This window comes from Marinicella rhabdoformis (assembly GCF_009671245.1).
In the GTDB taxonomy this organism is placed as follows: Bacteria; Pseudomonadota; Gammaproteobacteria; order Xanthomonadales; family Marinicellaceae; genus Marinicella; species Marinicella rhabdoformis.
In genome coordinates this window covers 1,211,353-1,231,552 of record NZ_VTFS01000001.1, presented here as the reverse complement: position 1 = coordinate 1,231,552, position 20,200 = coordinate 1,211,353, and the positions used below count along the sequence as shown (strand labels likewise).

The following is a 20,200-nucleotide window of genomic DNA, read 5'->3' as shown; positions in this document are numbered from 1 at the left end:
TATTAAAAGAGGCTTTTTTTCTAATAAAAAAGCCTCACCAAATGAATGGAGAGGCTTTTTAGAGATAAATAACAGTTGATTACTGTTTAGTAGGCTCAGCTTGAACTTCAGCCTTAGGTGTTTTAACTTCGATTAATTCGATGTCAAAAATCAAAGTGCTGTTAGGGCCGATTGGGCTGCCAGGTCGGGCATCAGAACCGTAGGCCAGTTCAGAAGGAATGTAAAAGCGGTATTTAGAACCTGTATTCATTAATTGAACGCCTTCAGTCCAGCCTTTGATGACTTGGTTCAAGGCAAAAGTTGCTGGCTGACCACGATCAACAGAGCTGTCGAATTTTGTGCCATCAATCAAAGTACCTGTGTAATGTACAACTACAGTATCAGTAGCAGCAGCAGGTTTGGGGCCTGTGCCTTCGGTTAGTACTTCATACAAGATACCAGAGTCAGTGGCTTTGACACCATCTTCTGATTTCTTTTTGGCCATGAAAGCATCACCAGCGGCTTTGTTTTCAACTTTTTGTTTTTCCATTTCAGCCATCATTTCAGCGCGACGCACTTCTTGGGCTTTTTGTTGTTTCTGTTGGATAACACCACGAATAGCAGTTAGCTGCTCTTTGGTTAAGCGCAACTCACGACCTGCCAAACCATCTTCTAAGCCTGTCATGAAAGCTTCGTTATCAAATCCAATTTCTGAATCTTTTAAATATTTACCTACATCAGTACCTACTTTGTAATTGATTTGACCATTTTCTGTTTCCATGTTGGCCCAAGAGGTGGTGGCAAATAAAGCCGCAGCAGTGGCCAGAGCCAAAGTTGATTTTTTCATTATATTTCTCCAAGTTAATCTTTGTTATGCGAACCCAGTAAAGAGTCACAAAGGCAGCGATTATATACAATATTTATTGTGGTTGCATTTGCGCAACGGTGAATTATTAAAATTGAACCAAAAATCCCAAAATTGGTCTCAGATTTGTAACTGATGCCTTGTTTTGGTGACGATTGACCTATATCATTTAAACAGTGTATAAGGCATCATCATATTTATAAAGTTCAATAATAAGGAGTGATCAACAATGAATGGCATAAAAAATGCAGCGATAACTACCCTCATGGCTTTGGCCTTGTTTACCTTTGAAGCGCATGCATTACTGAAATCTGATACTCTGGCACCGGCAGAAAAACATGCCAAAGAAAGCCAGTTAGTGGTCAGGCTGATTGAACATTATCATTACAAGAATGCTGAGTTAGATGATGAGATGTCGAAAGAAATTCTGGATAAATACATCGCTATTTTAGATCCCAATAAAATGTATTTCATGTCAAAAGACATTTTGGCGTTTGATGCTTGGAAATCTAAAATGGATGACTTCATTAAAGAAGGTCGTTTAAAACCAGCCTATGATATTTTTAATCTATTCAAAAAGAGAATGCAAAATCGGATTGATTTTGCTGTGAAACAGCTAGATGAAGAGATGACATTCGGTGCAGATGATGAATTTGCCTGGGACCGAGAAAAAGCAGAGTGGCCAATGAGTGAAAAGGACTTGGATGCATTGTGGACTAAAAAAGTTAAGAATGATTATTTGAGTTTGAAGTTGGTTGATAAAGAACCTGCAAAAATAAAAGAAATATTAAGTAAGCGCTATAAATTGATGGCTAAGCGCATCAACGAACGCAAAAGTGATGACGTGTTTCAGTTTTATATGAATGCTTATGTCAGCTTGATTGAACCTCATACGGGATATATGGCACCACGCACATCTGAAAATTTTGAAATCAACATGAGTTTGTCTTTAGAAGGTATCGGTGCGGTATTGGGTAATGACGGAGAATATACGGCGATTGATACGGTGGTCAAAGGAGGTCCTGCTGAGCTTGAAGGTACGTTAAAAAAAGGCGATAAAATTGTCGCAGTGGGTCAAGATGCCGAAGGCAGCTTTGAAGATGTTGTGGGTTGGGCTTTAGAAGATGTGGTGCAATTAATCCGAGGTAAAAAAGGTTCAATTGTAAGGTTGCAAGTTCTAGGAAAAAATGAAGAGCCTGGCGAAATGCCGCAGACCATCAGTATAGTCAGAGACAAAGTCAAGTTAGAACAGCAAGCAGCTCAATATCAAATTCTTAAAGTCAAAGGTGAAGAAGGGGAGCGCAAGGTGGGTGTGATTGACTTGCCTACCTTTTACATGGATTTTGAAGCGTATAGAGATGGTGATCCTGATTTCAGAAGTACAACCAAAGATGTTAAAGACATATTAGCCAAAATGAAAGCCGACGGTGTTGAGGGTGTGATTGTTGATTTAAGAAACAATGGTGGTGGTTCATTAACTGAGGCTATTCAATTAACAGGGCTATTTATTGATCATGGGCCAGTCGTTCAAACTAAATTCTCTGATGGTAAAGTCGATGTTAAAAAAGACCAATCAAAACAGATGGCGTGGGACGGTCCAGTGATGGTGATGGTGAATCGCTTTTCAGCTTCGGCCTCTGAAATTTTTGCTGCTGCTTTACAAGACTATGGTCGTGCTGTGATTGTTGGTGACCCAACATTTGGTAAAGGCACGGTTCAAAATGTACTGCCTTTAAAAGACTACACCTATGACCGTGAAATAAAGTTAGGACATATGAAAATGACCATTGCTCAGTTCTTTCGCATCAACGGCGGCAGCACCCAAAATCGTGGAGTGATTCCTGATATTGAATTTCCAGCAGCGCCGGGCTTGGATGAGTATGGTGAATCTTCATATGATAATGCTTTGCCTTGGAGTAGTATTCAAGCAAGTAACTATACATTATTTGATGATTTATCAGATGAAATTGTTTTCTTGAAGAAGAAATCAAGGGCCAGAAATAAAGTCAATTTCGAATTCACATTTTTAGAAAAAGAAATTGAACTGTATGAAGCAGAAAAAGACGACAAGAGTATTTCGTTGTCCGAAGCTGAGCGCAAGGCAAAGAGTGAAGCAAGTAAAGCAAGAAAAGAAGCCCGTAAAGCAAAAAGAGAAGCGCTATTAAAAGCACAAGAAGGAAAAAGCATATTAAATCAAGTGGAAACCCTTTTTGATTCAAATGACACGCATAAGTCAAAAGATACATTGGCTGTTGAAGCGGAGGCATTGGCTGAAGCAGAAGAGAATGCTGATGAAGATGAAGAAGAATTGTTTGTTGACTTTAGGTTACAAGAAACGGCGAGGATTTTAGGTGATTATATTGACCTAAAAATGAAGGCGCTGTTGGCTAAACAAGGCGATAAATAAAGATTTAAACAAAAACTAGGTATGAATTAAAGCCGCTCCAATGACATTTTGAAGCGGCTTTTTGCATTAATTATTCGAGGGTTTTATTAAATTATCGGGTCAGGTTTTCGATGCCGCCTTGTTTAACCACAATATTGTCTTCTATGCGAATGCCGCCAAAGGGTTGAAATTCAGCTACCTTATCCCAGTTCACATCTTTATGCCCCGCAATTTCTTTCATTAACATCGGTACAAAATACAAGCCAGGCTCAATGGTGATGACGGCGTTTTCGCGTAATGTATCTGTTAATCGCAGAAATGGATGGGCTTCAGGCGGGGATTTTACAGTGCCTTTTTCATCAATGACATGTCCGCTGACGTCATGAACTTGCAAGCCCAAGTAGTGACCCAGTCCATGCGGGAAAAATGTACTACTTAATCCTTGAGATACTGCGGTTTCTGCATCACATTTGAAAACACCAAACTGATGCAGTACTTCACTGATGTACAAGTGTGCTTTGAGGTGTAGGTCTACATAATCTTGACCTGCGACCGCTTGGTTACACAATGCCTGTTGCTTTTCATCCATCAAAGTGATCATGTCTGCAAAAGCATCTTGTTGAAAGCTGTATGTTCTGGTGATGTCAGACGCATAGCCCTTGTGGCTGGCACCGGCATCAATCAAGAATGATTTTAATTCGTTGCTGGGAATGTGCTCTCGACTTTGGAACTGGTAATGTAAAACAGATGGGTTTTCATTCAGGGCAACGATATTTCCATAGGGCATTTCATATTCATTGTGCTGGCATGCTTGAAGATAGGCCATGTGTATTTCATATTCAGAACAGCCATCATAAAACGCCAAGCGAGCCGCTTCGTGGCCTTTCATTGCAGTGATATTGGCTTGGCGAATGCAGTTAATTTCATAGTCAGTTTTTTGAATACGAGCAAAATGCAAAGCATCAAGTAACGCTTTTGGATTGGTGTCTTTGTCGTCTAAAGGTTGTAATTCTTTTGAACCTATCCATGCGTGGTTTTTGTTGGCTTTGAAATCGGGTAATTCAGAATAGTGACCAATCACTTTTACATCAAAGTGTTGTGCCCATTTGTCTTGGCTGTTATCGATGACTTTATGCCAAAAATCAGCGGGTTGGTGCAAATAAACGGTGGGCTTTTGGCCTGGGATAAAGTGAAGGACACTGCTGGTGATGTGAGGAACAGGAACCCACCATTTAAAGTGGGGATTGATGCTATGTGGCGGGCCCATATCATCGAGAAAATTGTTTTCTGGATGGCCTGAATATATCCAAACACCATCATAAGCAGACAGTGCCAGTGCATGGGTGGTGGCTGCCACCACTTTCTCTATGTGTTGTTGAAAAAGTTTCATGATTGAGTCTAATGTAGATAAACCTTAAGCGTATCAACTCGTTGTGTTTTTTACCATTACTTTTCGACGCCTTTTGCACACTGATTTGGTATCATTATGGGCTGTTAATCTTTGATAAGGTCATGTCTCAAACTAATTTCATACAAAAGTTTTTTAAATTGGAATCATCTGGTGGTATTTTGCTGATGTGTTCTGCATTGCTGGCGATGATATGTGCCAACACAGGGTTGAATGTTTACTACCAACAACTTTTATCCACAGCAGTAGAAGTGAAAGTGGGTAATTTTGAAATTGCTAAACCTTTGTTGCTGTGGATTAATGATGGTTTGATGGCAGTTTTTTTCTTTTTGGTGGGATTGGAGTTAAAGCGTGAGTTACTAGAAGGTGAACTGTCTGAAAAAAAGAACATCATTTTACCGGGTGTTGGCGCCATTGGTGGGATGTTGATTCCTGCGGGGATCTACCTGATTTTTAATTATAAAGACCCGGTCGCTGTACAAGGTTGGGCGATTCCGGCTGCTACTGACATTGCATTTGCTTTGGGTGTTTTGGCTATTTTGGGAAGCAATGTGCCGACCTCAATAAAAATATTTCTGACCTCGTTGGCTATATTTGATGACATTGGAGCCATTATCATTATTGCGATGTTTTATACCTCACAAATCTCTATTACTGGTTTGATGGTTGCATTGGCATGTATTCCAGTTTTATTTATATTACACAACAGACGCATTGAATCTAACAGCCCATACCTTTTGATAGGTATTATCATGTGGGTTGCACTGTTAAAATCTGGTGTACATGCGACACTGGCTGGTGTGGTTTTGGCGATGTTTATCCCAATGAGGTCGAAGTCTCACCCAGAACACTCACCACTGAAGAGTTTGGAGCATGACTTACATTCTGCCGTGGCTTATTTTGTTTTACCGGTTTTTGCATTTGCCAATGCGGGCATCAGTTTTACAGGCATGGGTTTAGAACAGCTTTTGCACGGCGTGCCGATGGGCATTGCACTGGGATTATTTTTGGGTAAGCCAATCGGTATTTTTGGTTTGTGTTGGTTGACAGTGAAAATGAAGTTTGCCAGCTACCCTAAGGGGATGAATGGCATGCGGTTATTTGGTGTTTCTGCACTCTGTGGTATTGGATTTACAATGAGTTTGTTCATTGGTTCGTTGGCTTTTGAAGAGACTGGAGTGAATATGCTATTTGATGAACGACTGGGGATTGTGATTGGTTCGTTGCTGTCTGGCCTTTTGGGTTTTGTTGTGTTGAAAAAGGCGTTATCAAAACCTGAGACAGCTGTTTAGTTGTTGATTGATTGATAAGCTTTTAACGTTTTGAGAGCGCAATCATGCCACTGGTGTTTTTGCGCTTGATTGACACCGGTGGTTGATGCATCGATACACCATTGCTCATCATTCAAGGCCCTTGCTAAGCCTTGCTTTATGTCATCAGAATCTTCAGGATTAACCAACAAAGCATGACCTGCGGCAACTTCTTCCATGGCAGAATGTTTTGAAGTTAATACCGGTGTGCCTGAAGCCATAGATTCTATGATGGGCAAACCAAAACCTTCATACAATGAAGGAAATGCAGTTAATTTGGCACTGGCGTACAGGCGAGTTAATTGTTCCTGGTTCACATATCCGGTACAAACAACTTCGCCTTTTAGGGTGAGCCGATCAATCAGTTTTTTGATTTCCTTATTTTTCCAGCCATCACCGCCAACCAAAACCAATGGGTATTTTTGTTTTAATGTGCTTGGTAGGTTGTGGTATGCATTTATCAAACGCAATAAATTCTTTCGCGGTTCGCTCGTGGCTACTGAGAGAATAAATCGACGGAATGACAAGCCAAAAACTGCTAGTGTGTTATGACATTCAGCCTTAGTGCGAGGCTGAAATGCTTCGGAAACGCCTAATGGTGTCACTGAGATTTGTTCTTCAGGATAGCCGTAATGTGATGTTATTTCTTGGCGAACGTGTTCTGATGGCGTGATGATGTGTTGTGCTTGTGCTAAAGTTTTGGGTATTTCTTGGTCTAAAAACTGAAGGCGATAGTCGGGTTGGGTTGCTCTGTAATGGACAAAACTCAAGTCATGAAATGTAGCCACTGACGGTCCGTCAAAAGGCATTAAAATGAAGTTGGGGCTGTGAAAAATATGCCCTTTCATGCCTTGGCTTAATTGTGCCAGGTTTCGGCTTCGCATGGTGTGGTAATGTTTCAATGCCGCGTGTTTAAAGGGCACATACTGACGTAGCTTGGCTATCCACTGGTTGCCTGTCGCAGCTGTAGAAATATCACTTATCCATCGGTTGCTAGAAAAAAAACAGATGTCTTCTATTTTGCTGTGTTCGGCATGGGCCATGTGTGACAGTTGTTGTCCAAGGTGCAAAGCATAGCGGCCGATTCCAGTCAAAGGTTCGGTGATGGCATCGACGTTATAAATAATTTTCATTTGGTCATTGTAGCATTTGAGATACAATACTTTGGGCTATTTACTTTTAACATTCAGTTTTTGGAAACCAAAATGACACAACCGTTTCACTTGGCCATTCAGGTTAAAAATTTATCAGAATCACGACATTTTTATGGGGATGTTCTGGGTTGTGATGAAGGCCGTTCATCTGAGCACTGGGTGGATTTAAACTTGTATGGTCATCAATTGGTTTGTCACGAAAATAAAGACATGGAAGTGGTCAATCACCACGGTGATGTAGATGGAAAGTCTGTGCCTACGCCGCATTTTGGTGTCGTGCTTGAGATGAATGATTGGCAAATTTTAGCTGAACGTTTACAAGCCAAAGGTGTGGCTTTCATTGTTGAACCTCACATCAGGTTTAAGGGTGAGCCAGGAGAGCAAGCCACCTTGTTTTTCCTTGACCCTTCAGGCAATGCATTAGAATTCAAGGCCTTTGCAGATATTGAATCTCAGCTGTTTGCTAAGTAGGTATTAATTCAAAGCAACTGCCAATGTTCAACCACCTGGGTTCTTCTTCTTTTAAATCAGCGTGTATCAAAGGGTGATGCTGAAGCCAAATTTGCGGTATTTTTAATCGCTTGGGTTCTATGGTAAATGATTGAACAGGGATGTCATGTTGTTGACGATCACGAGAATAAATCAGTGACAAACGCAGTATGGCCAGCATGGGTTCAAACCTATGCCATTGCTTGTTGTTCAAAAGTGAATTGGATTGGCTGCTGATTTTTTGTCTTTGGTATCGAATCAACTGGCTGATGATTAGCTGCTGCTGTCTTGAAAAACCGGGCAAATCGGCATATTGCACCACGTAAGCACCGTGTTTGTGAAATTGACTGTGAGCAATAGACAAGCCCAGTTCATGCCATTCGATGGCGGCATTAAGCAAAAACCAATCTTTATCATTTAAAGTGATGTCACTGTTTTTGATTAAGTTTTTCGCTTGGTGTTTGACCCGATCGACTTGTCTTTGGTCAACATCAAACTGAGCTTTGAGTTTGTTGATGCTGCGTTCGGTGACCAACTCTTGGCCTGATTCGCCATACAAGCTATAAGCAATGCCTTCCCTTAAGGCACCACTTGAGACGCTCATGTGTTCAATACCCAATTCATCCATCAATGCAGCAATGATGGCCAACCCGCCAATAAAAACTGGACGTCGCCGTTCACTTAAGCCAGATATTTGAGTGAGTGACTTAATTTCTCCCATGCCCAGACATTGTTGAATCAATTGTTCAAGCCCTTTTCGACTGATACCTGTTTGACTCCAGTCATTGGCTACCAGTATCTTGGCAGCAGCGCGCATGGTACCTGATGCGCCTATGGCATGTTCCCATCCGATTTTTTTAAAAGATTTACTGACCGGTGATAATTCTTGCAGGGCATGGGTGTAAGCATCAGACCATTGGGTTTGTGTGATTTTGCCATCAGAAAAAAACCTTTTGGTGTAACTGACACAACCCATGTGTAAGCTTTCCCTTTGTTTAGATTCAAAACCTTTGCCGGTAATAATCTCGGTACTGCCGCCACCAATGTCCATCACCAATTTGTTACTTAAGTGCTCAGACATGGATTGTGCTACGCCGAGGTATAAAAGGCGCGCTTCTTCACGGCCTGAAATGATGTCTATGTCGTGATTTAAAATGTCTTCTGCTTGCTGTAAAAAATGTTCAGCATTTTTGGCCACTCGGAGGGTGTTGGTGCCGACGATTTTGATATTCTCGCTTGGAATGTGTTTGATGCGTTGGGCAAACATGGACAGGCATTCAAAAGCACTGACCAAGCCTGCTTGGGTGATGCGTTTTTTGTGATCTAAATTTGCTGCCAAACGGACCATTTGTTTGACTTTATCAATCTGTTGCAGCTGTCCTGATTTGAAAGTTGCCACCAATAAATGGAATGAATTAGACCCGAGGTCTATGGCGGCGAAAGTGTCTTTGGGTTGTATCGACATGGGGTTATTGTACCCAATGTCGATACAAAAGTTTGAAAATTAACGCTTCATCGAAGTGAAAAATTCTTCGTTGGTTTTGGTGTCTTTGAGCTTGTCTAATAAGAACTCAATCGCAGCCAAGTCGTCCATAGGATTCAAAATCTTACGCAGAATGTGGGCTTTTTGGAGGAATTCGTTGTTGACAATCAAGTCTTCACGACGGGTGCCTGATTTGTTGATGTTCAAAGCTGGCCAGATGCGTTTCTCAGCAGCGCGACGATCCAAATGCGCTTCCATGTTACCTGTGCCTTTGAATTCCTCGAAAATGACTTCATCCATTTTAGAGCCTGTTTCAACCAAGCCGGTTGCAATGATGGTCAATGAGCCACCTTCTTCAACATTACGTGCAGCACCAAAGAATTTTTTAGGCCTGTGTAATGCATTGGCATCGACACCACCGGTCAAAATTTTACCTGAAGCTGGTGTTACGGTATTGTAGGCACGCGCCAACCGGGTGATGGAATCTAATAGAATGATGACGTCTTGTTTGTGCTCAACCAACCGTTTAGCACGTTCTATTACCATGTCAGCAACTTGCACGTGTCGTGTGGCTGGCTCATCAAAAGTAGAGGCAATTACCTCACCTTTTACAGTGCGTTGCATGTCTGTTACTTCTTCAGGACGCTCATCAATCAACAACACAAACAACTTAGCTTCTGGGTTGTTTTGTGCAATTGAAGTGGCAATGTTTTGTAAGATCATTGTTTTACCGGCTTTTGGCGGTGAAACAATCAAACCACGTTGACCTTTACCAATCGGTGAAACCAAATCGATGATTCTGGTGGTTAAATCTTCACGAGAACCGTCACCACGTTCCATCTTAAGCTGTTCTGTTGGAAACAGGGGCGTTAAGTTTTCAAATACAATTTTTCCTTTGGTATTTTCAGGTGGCTCATAATTGATTGTGCCCACTTTAAGTAAGGCAAAATACCGTTCTGAATCTTTAGGAGGTCTGATTTTGCCAGTAATTGTGTCACCGGTTCTTAAGCCAAATCGTCGTATTTGACTGGGAGATACGTAAATGTCATCTGGACCTGCTTGATACGAACCTTCTGGGGCACGTAAAAAACCAAAGCCATCAGGCAGTACTTCTAATACACCATCTCCGAAAATGTCATCGCCTTTTTTGGCGGTTTTTTTCAAGATAGAGAATATCAGTTGTTGTTTGTGAACGCGGTTGCGGGTATCCAGTCCCACATCAGCTGCAATTTGCGTGAGCTTGGTAGATGACAGTTGTTTTAATTCAGTAAGATTCATAGATGTTCAGTAGAAATGTAAGTGGCAGAAAAGCCTAATAGAAGGTTGTTAAATCATTCAGCGCCATGCGCCTATGGTTTGTCCATATCATTTAATAAAATTTAAGGTGAAACTTAGGGCAATAGGATATACCCGTTCGATGGTGCATAAATTATCATGTTAATAGAAAACTGTCCAGTCCAATTGGACAAAACGCCCAAAACAGTGACCTGTTTGGGCGTTTAATTCAATGAATCAGGTGTTTATGCTGTGTGTTTGTTCAAAAAATCGACCAACTGGCCTTTTGATACGGCACCAACATGTTGATCCAAAACTTCACCATTTTTGAATACCATTAAAGTGGGTATGCCACGGATGCCCATTTTAACTGCAATGTCTTTGTTTTCTTCAATGTTAACTTTGGCCACTTTGACTTTGTCAGACATTTCACCTGCTACTTCTTCCAAAATAGGGGCAATCATGCGACAAGGTCCACACCATTCTGCCCAGTAATCAACCAAGACAGGTGTGTCAGAATTAATGATTTCATCAAAAGTTGCGTCTGTGGCGTTGATGATGTTTTCGCTCATGTTGTTCTCCAAATAATTTGGCCGTTTGCTTGTGGCCATATAAAAGTTAGTAGCTAATGTGGTGTCACTGTTGTGGTTTTCAAGTGTTTAATATGTCTTCCAAAGCTTCTATCTCAAAAATCGTTATTTGGTGGTCTTTTAACATCAACACCTCTTCTTTTTTGAGTTTGGCAAAAGTCCTGCTCAGTGTTTCTTCAGCCAAGCCTAAATGGTTAGCCAAATCCCTTTGGGAAACAGGAAATGGAAACTGTTTAGGTGAAAAACCACGTGAGTAGTACAGGTCAGAAACATCTTTAACGAAATGAACCAGTTTTTGTCTGGCGTTGAATTCACTGTTAGAAATTTCAAATTGTAAGATTTTTTCGCTCATCATTTTGAACAAACGGTTTTGAATGGACTTGTGTTTAAAAGCCAGTTCATTCAATTGTTGATAAGGGATAACACAATAAGATCCTGAGTTTATGGCTTTGACTGTGGTTTTATAGCGGCCATCTCTGATGCCATCAAAGCCCATGACTTGTCCTGGGATGAATATTTCTACAATCCGTTCTTCACCCTTTCCATTGATATATATAGACTTAAACATACCAGAATGAACGGTATACAAATGGGTGAAGGGCTGGCCAGTTTTGTAAATGACTTGGCCCTTTTCAGCTTGTGTGTGTGACTGGATGATGTTTTCTATCGCCATAATTTCTTCAGAGTCAATCCGAACGCGTCTGCGATTCACTGTGTGAGTACACAGTTCACAATCACCACAATTGTTTTGATAGGTGCTGTCTGATTTGTTATATTGGTCAAAATTCATTGCTTTCACTTATGTTTTTGACATTTGTCAAAAACCAAAACTAGAAGGCTCATTATAATTCAAACCGACGATATTTTGGTTAAAAAAGGCACACATATTTCATGAGTATTTATAACGATAAAGTGGTAAAACAATTCACCATTGCCACCCTGATGTGGGGCATTGTTGGGATGTTGGTAGGCGTATTGATTGCGGCACAACTGACTTGGCCCGCATTAAATTTTGACATTCCATGGTTAACTTATAGCCGTTTGAGACCATTACACACCAATGCAGTCATTTTTGCATTTGGTGGTAATGCTTTGTTGGGTACGTCACTTTATGTGGCCCAACGCACCTGTGCCGTGGGTTTGTTTTCAGATAAATTGGCTGCTTGGACGTTTTGGGGCTACCAGTCAGTTATAGTTGGTGCAGTTTTAACCTTGCCTTTTGGGTTTACCCAATCAAAAGAATATGCTGAGTTGATTTGGCCTTTGGACGTTTTATTGACTGTAGTTTGGGTGATGTATGCCATCGTATTTTTTGGCACCATTGCACGCCGCAAAGAAAAACATATTTATGTGGCTAACTGGTTCTATTCCGCCTTCATCATTACCATTGCGGTTTTACATATTGTCAACAATTTAGCCATCCCAGTGAATTGGCATTTATCTTACCCTATTTATTCTGGTGCTGTGGATGCTTTGACACAATGGTGGTATGGACACAATGCCGTGGGCTTTTTCTTGACGGCAGGCTTTTTGGGCATGATGTATTATTTCGTTCCTAAACAAGCAGGACGCCCAGTGTATTCTTACCGTTTGTCTATCGTGCATTTCTGGGCTTTGGTTTCTACATATATGTGGGCTGGTCCTCATCACTTGCAATACACCTCTTTACCCGATTGGGCACAGTCTCTGGGTATGGTATTTTCTTTGGTCTTGTTAGCACCTTCTTGGGGTGGCATGATCAACGGCATGATGACTTTATCAGGTGCTTGGGATAAATTGCGCTCAGATCCCATCATTAAAATGATGATTGTGGCTTTGTCTTTTTATGGTATGAGTACTTTCGAAGGGCCGATGATGTCTATCAAAACTGTGAACGCGTTGTCTCACTACACTGATTGGACCATTGGTCACGTACATTCTGGTGCCTTGGGTTGGGTGGCATTGATGACCATGGCTTCAATATATACATTGGTACCGTTGTTGTGGAAAAAAGAAAAAATGTATTCAACTGAGTTAATCAATGTGCATTTTTGGGTAGCTACCTTAGGTATTGTGTTGTATATCGCTTCAATGTGGATTGCGGGCGTAATGCAAGGTTTGATGTGGCGTGAAGTGGATGCCAATGGATCTCTGGTTTATTCGCATGTTGAAAGTATTGAAGCAACATACCCCTATTATGCCATTCGGTTTATGGGTGGTTTGATGTTTTTGGCAGGTGCTTGTATTCAAGTATATAACGTTATGATGACCATTAAAGGCAAGACTAAAGGAGCATCAGCATGATTAACCACGAAAAAATAGAAAAAAATATTGGTCTGATGGGCGTTTTGGTGGCCATTGTTATCAGTTTTGCAGGCATCATTGAAATTGTGCCGTTGATGACTCAAGCCAGTGTGGTGGAGCCTGTTGAAGGTATGAAGCCACGAAATGCTTTGGAGTTAGCGGGACAAAATATTTATGTGTCTGAAGGCTGTTATGGTTGTCATTCACAACAAATCAGGCCGTTTGTCGATGAAACCCTACGATATGGTCATTATTCATTGGCAGGTGAGTCTGTTTATGACCGTCCATTTCAATGGGGCTCAAAACGTACAGGTCCTGATTTGGCACGTGTAGGTGGCCGTTATTCTGATGAATGGCATGAAATTCACTTAATAGACCCACGTACTGTTGTGCCCACATCTAATATGCCTGGATACCCATGGTTGGCAGAAACGCCGATTGATGTGGAAGAAACAGTTGCCAGTATGAAAGTATTGAAAGGTTTAGGTCATCCGTACAGTGATGAAGAGATTGCCGCCGCGGCGGACATGATCAAAGACAAAACTGAATTACAGGCGTTGGTGGCTTATTTACAAAACTTAGGTACAGCGGTACCCAGGAGTTACCAATGATCAGCGGTTTATATACAGCCCTTTTGCTGATTGTCTTTTTAGCCATTGTGGCTTGGGCTTACAGCAAGAGTAACAAATCAACATTCGAAGACATGGCTGCTATGCCATTAAAGGAAGATCGCCCAGATAAAGGTGAGGTAAATCATGAGTAATTTTTGGCACTGGACAGTCATCATCATTGTGGTCTTACACATGGTGGCTTATTTGTGGTTGTTATTTGCAACTTCTAAGAAAAAAGTTCCTAAAAATGATGCCAATACCACAGGTCATGAGTGGGATGGTATTGTGGAACTCGACAGCCCAATGCCGCGCTGGTGGTTATGGTTGTTTGTTGGCACGATAATATTTGCTGCGGCTTATCTATATGCTTATCCAGGACTAGGAAATTACAAAGGGTCCTTGGACTGGACGCAGCATAACCAGTTTGAGGCTAATTATAAAAAAGTAACGGATGCACGGAATAAATCATTTGCAGGGTTTATTGATAAGCCAATTGATGAAATGATTAAAGATAAAAATGCGATGTTGATTGGTAGTAGAATTTTTGCCAATAACTGTGCATTGTGTCATGGTTCTGATGCACAGGGTGCCACAGGTTTTCCTAACTTAGCAGATAAAGATTGGAATTGGGGCGGTGAATTTGAGCAAGTGTTGACTTCGGTTAAACAAGGCAGAAATGGTATCATGCCGGCCTTAGGTCCTGCCTTGGGTGATGAAGGTGTTAAACAGGTTGCAGCTTATGTACGCAGTTTATCATCAGAAGGTCAAGATGCCGCTTTGGTGACTGAAGGACAAGGTAAATTTGCCATGTTTTGTGCCGCGTGCCATGGGCCTGAAGGCAAAGGCAATGCGATGTTTGGTGCACCGAATTTAACAGATGATGTTTGGTTACATGGATCTTCAGACATCATAGAAACGGCGATGTATGAAGGTTTGAATGGTCAAATGCCAGCACATGCTGATATTTTGGATGAAAATCGAGTGAAATTGGTTGCGGCCTATGTTTACTCTTTGAGTAAAAAATAACCGTTCTAAAATCATTTACTATAAGAATAAATATGCCCACACAACCCGTTGTAAAAAATAGAAACTTTAACCAGCGACAGATAAAAAGGATTTTTATCCGTCGCTTGGCCACTGTTGTTTGGGTGTCTTTTTTGGCCGCCGCAATGCAAACCATGGTGTTTTTTGCTTTATTTGATCCAGTCTATTTAGGTCAACTTTCAAGTTGGCATATGGAACTGAATCACTGGCAAGGTTATGCATTGGGTTTCGTGTTCTTCTGGGGTTTTTCTTTTATTTCAGGTTATGTCATTGGTATTGTGATGGCGCTACCACGTACACAATTGGCAAAAAAACCAGGCGAAAGGTGAGGCCTTATGTCACACAAAGATACAGCGGGCAATAGCAAAAAGTCGGAAAACACCGAAGCCATAGAGCTGAAGTTATATAAAGCCCACGAAAAAATTCACCCAAGAGAAATCAAAGGTCGTTTCCAAACACTCAGGAAGTGGGCGGTGTTTGTTCTTTTAGGCCTTTTTTATTTATTACCATGGTTAGACTGGGGTGACCAGCAGGCCATTTTGTTTGACTTGCCTAATCGCCGTTTTCATTTGTTTGGCCTGACTTTGTGGCCTCAGGATTTTATATTTCTTGCACTGCTGTTAATCATGGCGGCATTTGCTTTGTTCTTTTTTACTGCTTTGGGTGGGAGGCTGTGGTGTGGTTATGCTTGTCCACAAACCGTTTGGACAGAAGTGTTTGTGTGGTTAGAGCAAATAACCGAAGGTAACCGAAACCAGCGATTGAAGTTGGATAAAGCACCTTGGACAGTAACCAAATTCAAGAAGAAATTCAGCAAACAGTTTCTTTGGATTACTTTTGCTTTGTGGACAGGTTTTACATTTGTTGGGTTTTTTACGCCCATTAAAGTTTTGGCCGAGCATGTATGGCAATGGACCTTGGGTCCGTGGGAAACGTTTTGGTTGTTTTTTTATGGTTTAGCCACCTATGGGAATGCAGGCTATTTACGTGAACAGGTGTGTCTGTACATGTGCCCTTATGCGCGTTTTCAAAGTGCGATGTTCGACCACAACACTTTAATCATATCTTATGATGAAAAACGTGGTGAACCGAGAATGCGAGGTAAAAAACGCAGGGAAGAAAGTAACCCAGGTGATTGTATTGATTGCACACTTTGTGTTCAGGTTTGCCCAACGGGAATTGATATTCGGGATGGCTTGCAATATGAATGCATTGCCTGCGCCGCTTGTGTAGATGCGTGTGATGAAGTGATGGAGAAGTCAGGCATGCCAAAAGGCTTGATTCGTTACACCACGGAAAATAGTTTACAAGGTGGAGAAAGTAAAATTCTGCGTCCAAGAATATTTGTTTATGCAGGCATTTTATTGGCTTTGGTGACAGGTTTTACAGTGAGCTTCATTAACCGCAATGAGATTGAGTTGAATGTTTTGCATGACAGAAACACTTTTTATCGTGTGGTTGATTTGAACACAATTGAGAACGTATATACATTAAAGGTCATGAACAAAGGAACAACCCCTGCTGCTTATGAATTAAGCGCAACAGGACTTGATGGTTTGGAAGTGGTGTCTGATGTTGACGACACCATGTTTAAAGCAGGTCCAGGTGAGCTGATTGCCATTCCTATCAAAATCAGGGCGCCTAAAAAAGCCGCAAACCAACGCATTCATAATATTGAACTTCGAGTCAATGATTCGTTGAATCCTGACAAAGACAACAGCAAATCAATCAAATATTTTGGTTACAACAAATAACAGGTAATGCCATGAATCAGAGCAACCAAAAACAAAGTCAAAGCACCAATCAAAGTAAAGCATGGTATCGATACCCTTGGGTTTGGTTCATGATTGCTTTACCCGCTTCTGCAGTGGTGGCCAGTTTATTTACGGTGTATATCGCCACCGAAAATGCACCGACTGTCATAGTAAAACAAAACCGTTTTCAGATGGACAAAAAAGAAGGTGAATGAAGCACTGTGCTTTCATTGTGGAGAGTCACTACCGCATGGAAAGCGGCTGACGGTTAAAATATCAGGTGTAAATCAAGCAGTTTGTTGTCATGGGTGCCGGGCTGTTGCACAATTTTTACATGACAATCATCATCAAGATTTTTATCAATTCAGACAAGATAAAAAGCCACACGAACAAGTCCAAGAGTTGAGCAATGATTATGAAGCGATGGATTTGGTGGATTCACAATTCACTCAACCAAGACCTGATGGGTTGGTTCGAACTCGAATTAAAATAGATGGGATGTACTGCAGCGCATGTGCATGGTTGATTAACAAAGTATTGAATCAAGTGCCGGGTGTGCATCGCGTTCAGATTGATACTGTTGCCCAATCTGTACAGGTTGACTATATTCCATCAAGGGTTAAATTAAGCCAGTTATATCAAACAATAGCTAAACTGGGCTATCGGCCATTACAGTTGAATGTAGAAGATCAGGTCAGCAAAAGCAGAAAACAACAACTGAAAGAAATTATTGTTGCCGGTTTGGGCATGATGTTCATTATGACCTTGTCTGTACCGCTGTACTCTGAAACATTGCTTGTTGAAGCGCCATTGATGCGCAGGTTTTTTTTGATGCTCAGCATGGTTGTGGCAACCGTGGTGTATTTTTATGCTGGAAAAAGTTTTGTCAAAAACGCCCTCAGGGATTTCAAAAACAAACATTTGGGCATGGATGTACCGGTGGCGTTGTCGATATCTTTGGCATATTTTGCCAGTGTATATTTAAGCTTCAAAGGACAAGGTCATGTGTATTTTGATTCCTTGAGCATGTTTGTCTTTTTTCTGTTGGTTGGCCGCCATGTAGAACAACGAATTAAACAACAAAGTTTGAATGCCAGGAATGCACTGACCGCATTGGTACCTGTCAGTGCCGTCCGTGAATTAGCCAATGGTGACCTAGAAGATGTGCCATTAAGGCGAATTAAAAAAGGTGATTTGTTGGTGGTTAAAGCAGGTGATACATTGGCAGCAGATGGAGTGATATTGGCCGGTCATGGTCAATGCAATGAAGCCATCTTAACGGGTGAGGCACGGCCTGTAGAAAAGATAATGGGTCAGCGAGTCTATGCTGGCGCACAGGTGATCAAAGGCGAATTTAAATGCCAAGTGACCCAAAATAACGAAGACAGTTTATTGTCACAAATGGCTGACATGATGGCTGAAGCTCAAAGCCAAAAGCCGAAACAATTGCAGTTGGTAGATCACATTGCCAGTTATTTTGTTGCCGTGGTACTTGTTTTAGCTGTGGTGACTTGTGTTGCACATTGGTGGCTTGATACGGGTATGGCAATGACGGCTTTGATGGCGGTTTTGATTGCTACCTGTCCTTGTGCCTTGTCATTAGCGACGCCAACCGCGTTGACCGCTGCTGGTATGAATTTGATTAAACATGGCCTGTTGATTCATAAAACAGAAGCGATTGCTGACTTGTCAAAAATTAAACATTGGTATTTTGATAAAACGGGTACATTGACTTCGAGTGAGTTGGCGGTGGTTAAAACGCATGACTTCAGGCGGAGCACTCAAAACAAAGTTGATTTGCAGCACATCACGGCCTATTTGCAGCAAGCCAGTAATCACCCCATAGCCACGGCTTTTCCATTGATATTAGGGGCAGAGCAAGACCCTTCATCAGACCAGGTGCTGGTTAAGAACCACCCAGGACAAGGGGTTTCAGGTACATATGATGGGATTGAATACTTTTTGGGCAGTGCCCAATGGTTAGAGCAGATGGGTGTTCTTTTACCCAAAGTAGAAAACAGTCATGGAAATACCTTGGTCTATTTGTCCACTGAAACCCAATTATTGTCAGTTTTTGAATTGAGCAGTAAGCTCAGACCGGGTGCAGTGGCTTTGTGTCAACAGTTAGAGCAGCAAGGATGTGTTACCAATATCATCAGTGGAGACAATTCTGATGCCGTCAAACAATGTGCATTAAGCTTGAACATAAAGCAGTATCAAGGTGGGTTAACAGCACCACAAAAAGAACAAATCATTGTTGAAACTGAAGGACCTGTTGCGATGGTGGGAGATGGAGTGAATGATGCGCCTGTGTTGGCCAGAGCTGCCGTTTCGTTCAGCTTAAAACAAGGTGCTGACTTAGCGCATGCAGCTTCTGATTTCATTATTTTGGGGCAAAGTTTAACGCCTATCAGTCATGCCATACGTGTGGCCAAAACTAGCCAAAACATCATAAAACAAAACTTAATCTGGGCCTTGTTGTATAATTTGAGCATCACCCCAGCAGCCATGATGGGCTTGCTGCCACCTTGGGTAGCTGCTATAGGCATGTCGGCTTCATCGTTGTTGGTGGTTTTGAATTCAAGGCGCGTTTTAGGAGTCTCATAATGAACATGGTAGTGATATTGGTATTGTTGAGTTTGGTGTTAGCTGGTGTCGCTTTATGGGCTTTTTTTTGGGCCATAAACAGTGATCAATTTGATGACCTAGACAGCCCAGCGATGTCAATTTTAAAAGACGATCCAGCTGAAGATTTCACTGAAGATCATGTTAAAAGCATAGATGAAAAGGCTGACCAAAATCAAGACGGTTCGCCACCCAAGGAGTAGTCATGTGGGTTTTGACGCCTTTTGTTATTGGATTGTTTTCAGGGTTTCACTGCATTGTCATGTGTGGCGGCCTGTGTTCAGTCATTTGTCAAAAAAACACCCCTAAAAACTTAACAATGACCCATTTTGGCAGAATATGCACTTACAGTTTATTGGGTTTGTTGTTTGCGGGTGTCATTCAAGGGGCGTCTCTTCAACTTGATGGCGCATTGTTTACCTTAGTTCTCAGAACACTGATGGGTGTGGCTTTACTGTTAACGGGTTTGGCCTTGTGGTTAAAAAGTACAGCCATGGCGATTAAATTTGAAATACCACTTTGGCACAAAGCAAGTCAAAAGCTGTCTTACTTAAACCAACAACAAACTGCGAAAGTGCAGTGGTATAAAGGCTTGTTATGGGGTCTGTTGCCTTGTGGTTTACTCTATGGCATGCTGCTGGTAGCTGCAACAACGGGAAGTGCATGGCAAGGTGGCTTGTTTATGTTTACATTTGGTCTGGGTACTGTTATGCCGCTCTTAATCAGTCAAAATGCACTAAAACGCTGGCAAAACAAAGGACAGTCGGTAGCCGCAATATTTATATTTACCATCGGCCTTTGGACAATCATATCGCCTTGGGTTGCCCATCGTTTAATTCCTCAAGACAGCCCTTGGTTGTTGTCATTATCTTTAGTTTTAGAGCGTTGTATTCCCTGAATTGCGTTTTCACAAAAAATAGATGTGACTTTTGGCATAATGTGTT

At 41.6% G+C, this 20,200-nt stretch carries 19 protein-coding genes and 1 pseudogene; 13 read left to right on the top strand and 7 right to left on the bottom strand.

Annotated features, from left to right (window positions below; all coding sequences use genetic code 11):
• Positions 1-79: 79 nt before the first annotated feature.
• Positions 80-826: a BamJ family beta-barrel-assembly machinery protein gene (bamJ, locus tag FET73_RS05425; protein WP_154222886.1), complete on the bottom strand. Its 747-nt coding sequence runs from the start codon at positions 824-826 to the stop codon at positions 80-82.
• Positions 827-1,073: 247 nt separating this feature from the next.
• Between bamJ and FET73_RS05420 the strand changes: the two genes are divergently transcribed.
• Positions 1,074-3,251: a carboxy terminal-processing peptidase gene (locus FET73_RS05420; protein ID WP_154222885.1), complete on the top strand. Its 2,178-nt coding sequence runs from the start codon at positions 1,074-1,076 to the stop codon at positions 3,249-3,251.
• 91 nt (positions 3,252-3,342) lie between these two features.
• Here FET73_RS05420 and pepQ read toward each other — a convergent pair whose 3' ends face one another.
• Positions 3,343-4,620, bottom strand: a complete 1,278-nt coding sequence (gene pepQ, locus FET73_RS05415; RefSeq protein ID WP_154222884.1) for a Xaa-Pro dipeptidase — start codon at positions 4,618-4,620, stop codon at positions 3,343-3,345.
• A 122-nt stretch (positions 4,621-4,742) separates the two neighbouring features.
• Here pepQ and nhaA point away from each other — a divergent pair, with 122 nt between their 5' ends.
• The gene (gene nhaA, locus FET73_RS05410) at positions 4,743-5,930 is read left to right on the top strand and encodes a Na+/H+ antiporter NhaA (protein WP_154222883.1); all 1,188 of its coding nucleotides are present in this window, start codon (positions 4,743-4,745) and stop codon (positions 5,928-5,930) included.
• Here nhaA and FET73_RS05405 read toward each other — a convergent pair.
• The gene (locus tag FET73_RS05405; protein WP_154222882.1) at positions 5,927-7,081 is read right to left on the bottom strand and encodes a glycosyltransferase family 4 protein; all 1,155 of its coding nucleotides are present in this window, start codon (positions 7,079-7,081) and stop codon (positions 5,927-5,929) included. The genes nhaA and FET73_RS05405 overlap by 4 nt on opposite strands.
• A 72-nt stretch (positions 7,082-7,153) precedes the next feature.
• Here FET73_RS05405 and FET73_RS05400 point away from each other — a divergent pair, with 72 nt between their 5' ends.
• Positions 7,154-7,573 (top strand): VOC family protein, encoded by a 420-nt coding sequence (locus tag FET73_RS05400; protein WP_154222881.1) that lies wholly within the window; start codon positions 7,154-7,156, stop codon positions 7,571-7,573.
• On the opposite strand, the gene ppx is transcribed toward FET73_RS05400, so the two are convergent.
• From ppx to FET73_RS05380, 4 genes and pseudogenes are all read right to left on the bottom strand, one after another.
• On the bottom strand, positions 7,566-9,056 hold the full coding sequence (ppx, locus tag FET73_RS05395) for an exopolyphosphatase (RefSeq protein ID WP_154222880.1): 1,491 nt from the start codon (positions 9,054-9,056) through the stop codon (positions 7,566-7,568). The two genes, FET73_RS05400 and ppx, sit on opposite strands and share 8 nt — an antisense overlap.
• A 39-nt stretch (positions 9,057-9,095) precedes the next feature.
• A pseudogene (gene rho / locus FET73_RS05390) lies at positions 9,096-10,349 on the bottom strand (transcription termination factor Rho); the annotation flags it as partial.
• A gap of 245 nt (positions 10,350-10,594) precedes the next feature.
• Positions 10,595-10,921 (bottom strand): thioredoxin, encoded by a 327-nt coding sequence (gene trxA / locus FET73_RS05385; RefSeq protein ID WP_154222878.1) that lies wholly within the window; start codon positions 10,919-10,921, stop codon positions 10,595-10,597.
• A gap of 79 nt (positions 10,922-11,000) precedes the next feature.
• Positions 11,001-11,729, bottom strand: a complete 729-nt coding sequence (locus tag FET73_RS05380; RefSeq protein WP_154222877.1) for a Crp/Fnr family transcriptional regulator — start codon at positions 11,727-11,729, stop codon at positions 11,001-11,003.
• A gap of 101 nt (positions 11,730-11,830) precedes the next feature.
• On the opposite strand from FET73_RS05380, the gene ccoN reads away from it, so the two are divergent.
• From ccoN to FET73_RS05330, 10 genes are read left to right on the top strand one after another with little or no spacing between them, the layout of a single operon-like run.
• Positions 11,831-13,222, top strand: coding sequence for a cytochrome-c oxidase, cbb3-type subunit I (gene ccoN, locus FET73_RS05375; RefSeq protein ID WP_154222876.1), 1,392 nt, complete (start codon positions 11,831-11,833; stop codon positions 13,220-13,222).
• Positions 13,219-13,833: a cytochrome-c oxidase, cbb3-type subunit II gene (gene ccoO / locus FET73_RS05370; protein WP_154222875.1), complete on the top strand. Its 615-nt coding sequence runs from the start codon at positions 13,219-13,221 to the stop codon at positions 13,831-13,833. Before ccoN ends, ccoO begins: the two co-directional genes overlap by 4 nt.
• Positions 13,830-13,985 (top strand): cbb3-type cytochrome oxidase subunit 3, encoded by a 156-nt coding sequence (locus tag FET73_RS05365; RefSeq protein ID WP_154222874.1) that lies wholly within the window; start codon positions 13,830-13,832, stop codon positions 13,983-13,985. Before ccoO ends, FET73_RS05365 begins: the two co-directional genes overlap by 4 nt.
• Positions 13,978-14,859 carry a cytochrome-c oxidase, cbb3-type subunit III gene (gene ccoP, locus FET73_RS05360; RefSeq protein WP_154222873.1) on the top strand — a complete coding sequence of 294 codons (882 nt, stop codon included), beginning with the start codon at positions 13,978-13,980 and terminating at the stop codon, positions 14,857-14,859. The genes FET73_RS05365 and ccoP overlap by 8 nt, the downstream gene beginning before the upstream one ends.
• A gap of 32 nt (positions 14,860-14,891) precedes the next feature.
• Positions 14,892-15,206 (top strand): hypothetical protein, encoded by a 315-nt coding sequence (locus FET73_RS05355; protein ID WP_154222872.1) that lies wholly within the window; start codon positions 14,892-14,894, stop codon positions 15,204-15,206.
• Between the two features lie 6 nt (positions 15,207-15,212).
• Positions 15,213-16,631 (top strand): cytochrome c oxidase accessory protein CcoG, encoded by a 1,419-nt coding sequence (ccoG, locus tag FET73_RS05350; protein ID WP_154222871.1) that lies wholly within the window; start codon positions 15,213-15,215, stop codon positions 16,629-16,631.
• An 11-nt stretch (positions 16,632-16,642) separates the two neighbouring features.
• Positions 16,643-16,846, top strand: coding sequence for a FixH family protein (locus FET73_RS05345; RefSeq protein ID WP_154222870.1), 204 nt, complete (start codon positions 16,643-16,645; stop codon positions 16,844-16,846).
• Positions 16,839-19,238 carry a heavy metal translocating P-type ATPase metal-binding domain-containing protein gene (locus tag FET73_RS05340; RefSeq protein ID WP_154222869.1) on the top strand — a complete coding sequence of 800 codons (2,400 nt, stop codon included), beginning with the start codon at positions 16,839-16,841 and terminating at the stop codon, positions 19,236-19,238. The genes FET73_RS05345 and FET73_RS05340 overlap by 8 nt, the downstream gene beginning before the upstream one ends.
• On the top strand, positions 19,238-19,459 hold the full coding sequence (gene ccoS / locus FET73_RS05335) for a cbb3-type cytochrome oxidase assembly protein CcoS (protein ID WP_154222868.1): 222 nt from the start codon (positions 19,238-19,240) through the stop codon (positions 19,457-19,459). The genes FET73_RS05340 and ccoS overlap by 1 nt, the downstream gene beginning before the upstream one ends.
• 2 nt (positions 19,460-19,461) lie before the next feature.
• Positions 19,462-20,154, top strand: coding sequence for a sulfite exporter TauE/SafE family protein (locus tag FET73_RS05330; protein WP_154222867.1), 693 nt, complete (start codon positions 19,462-19,464; stop codon positions 20,152-20,154).
• The last annotated feature ends 46 nt before the right edge of the window (positions 20,155-20,200 follow it).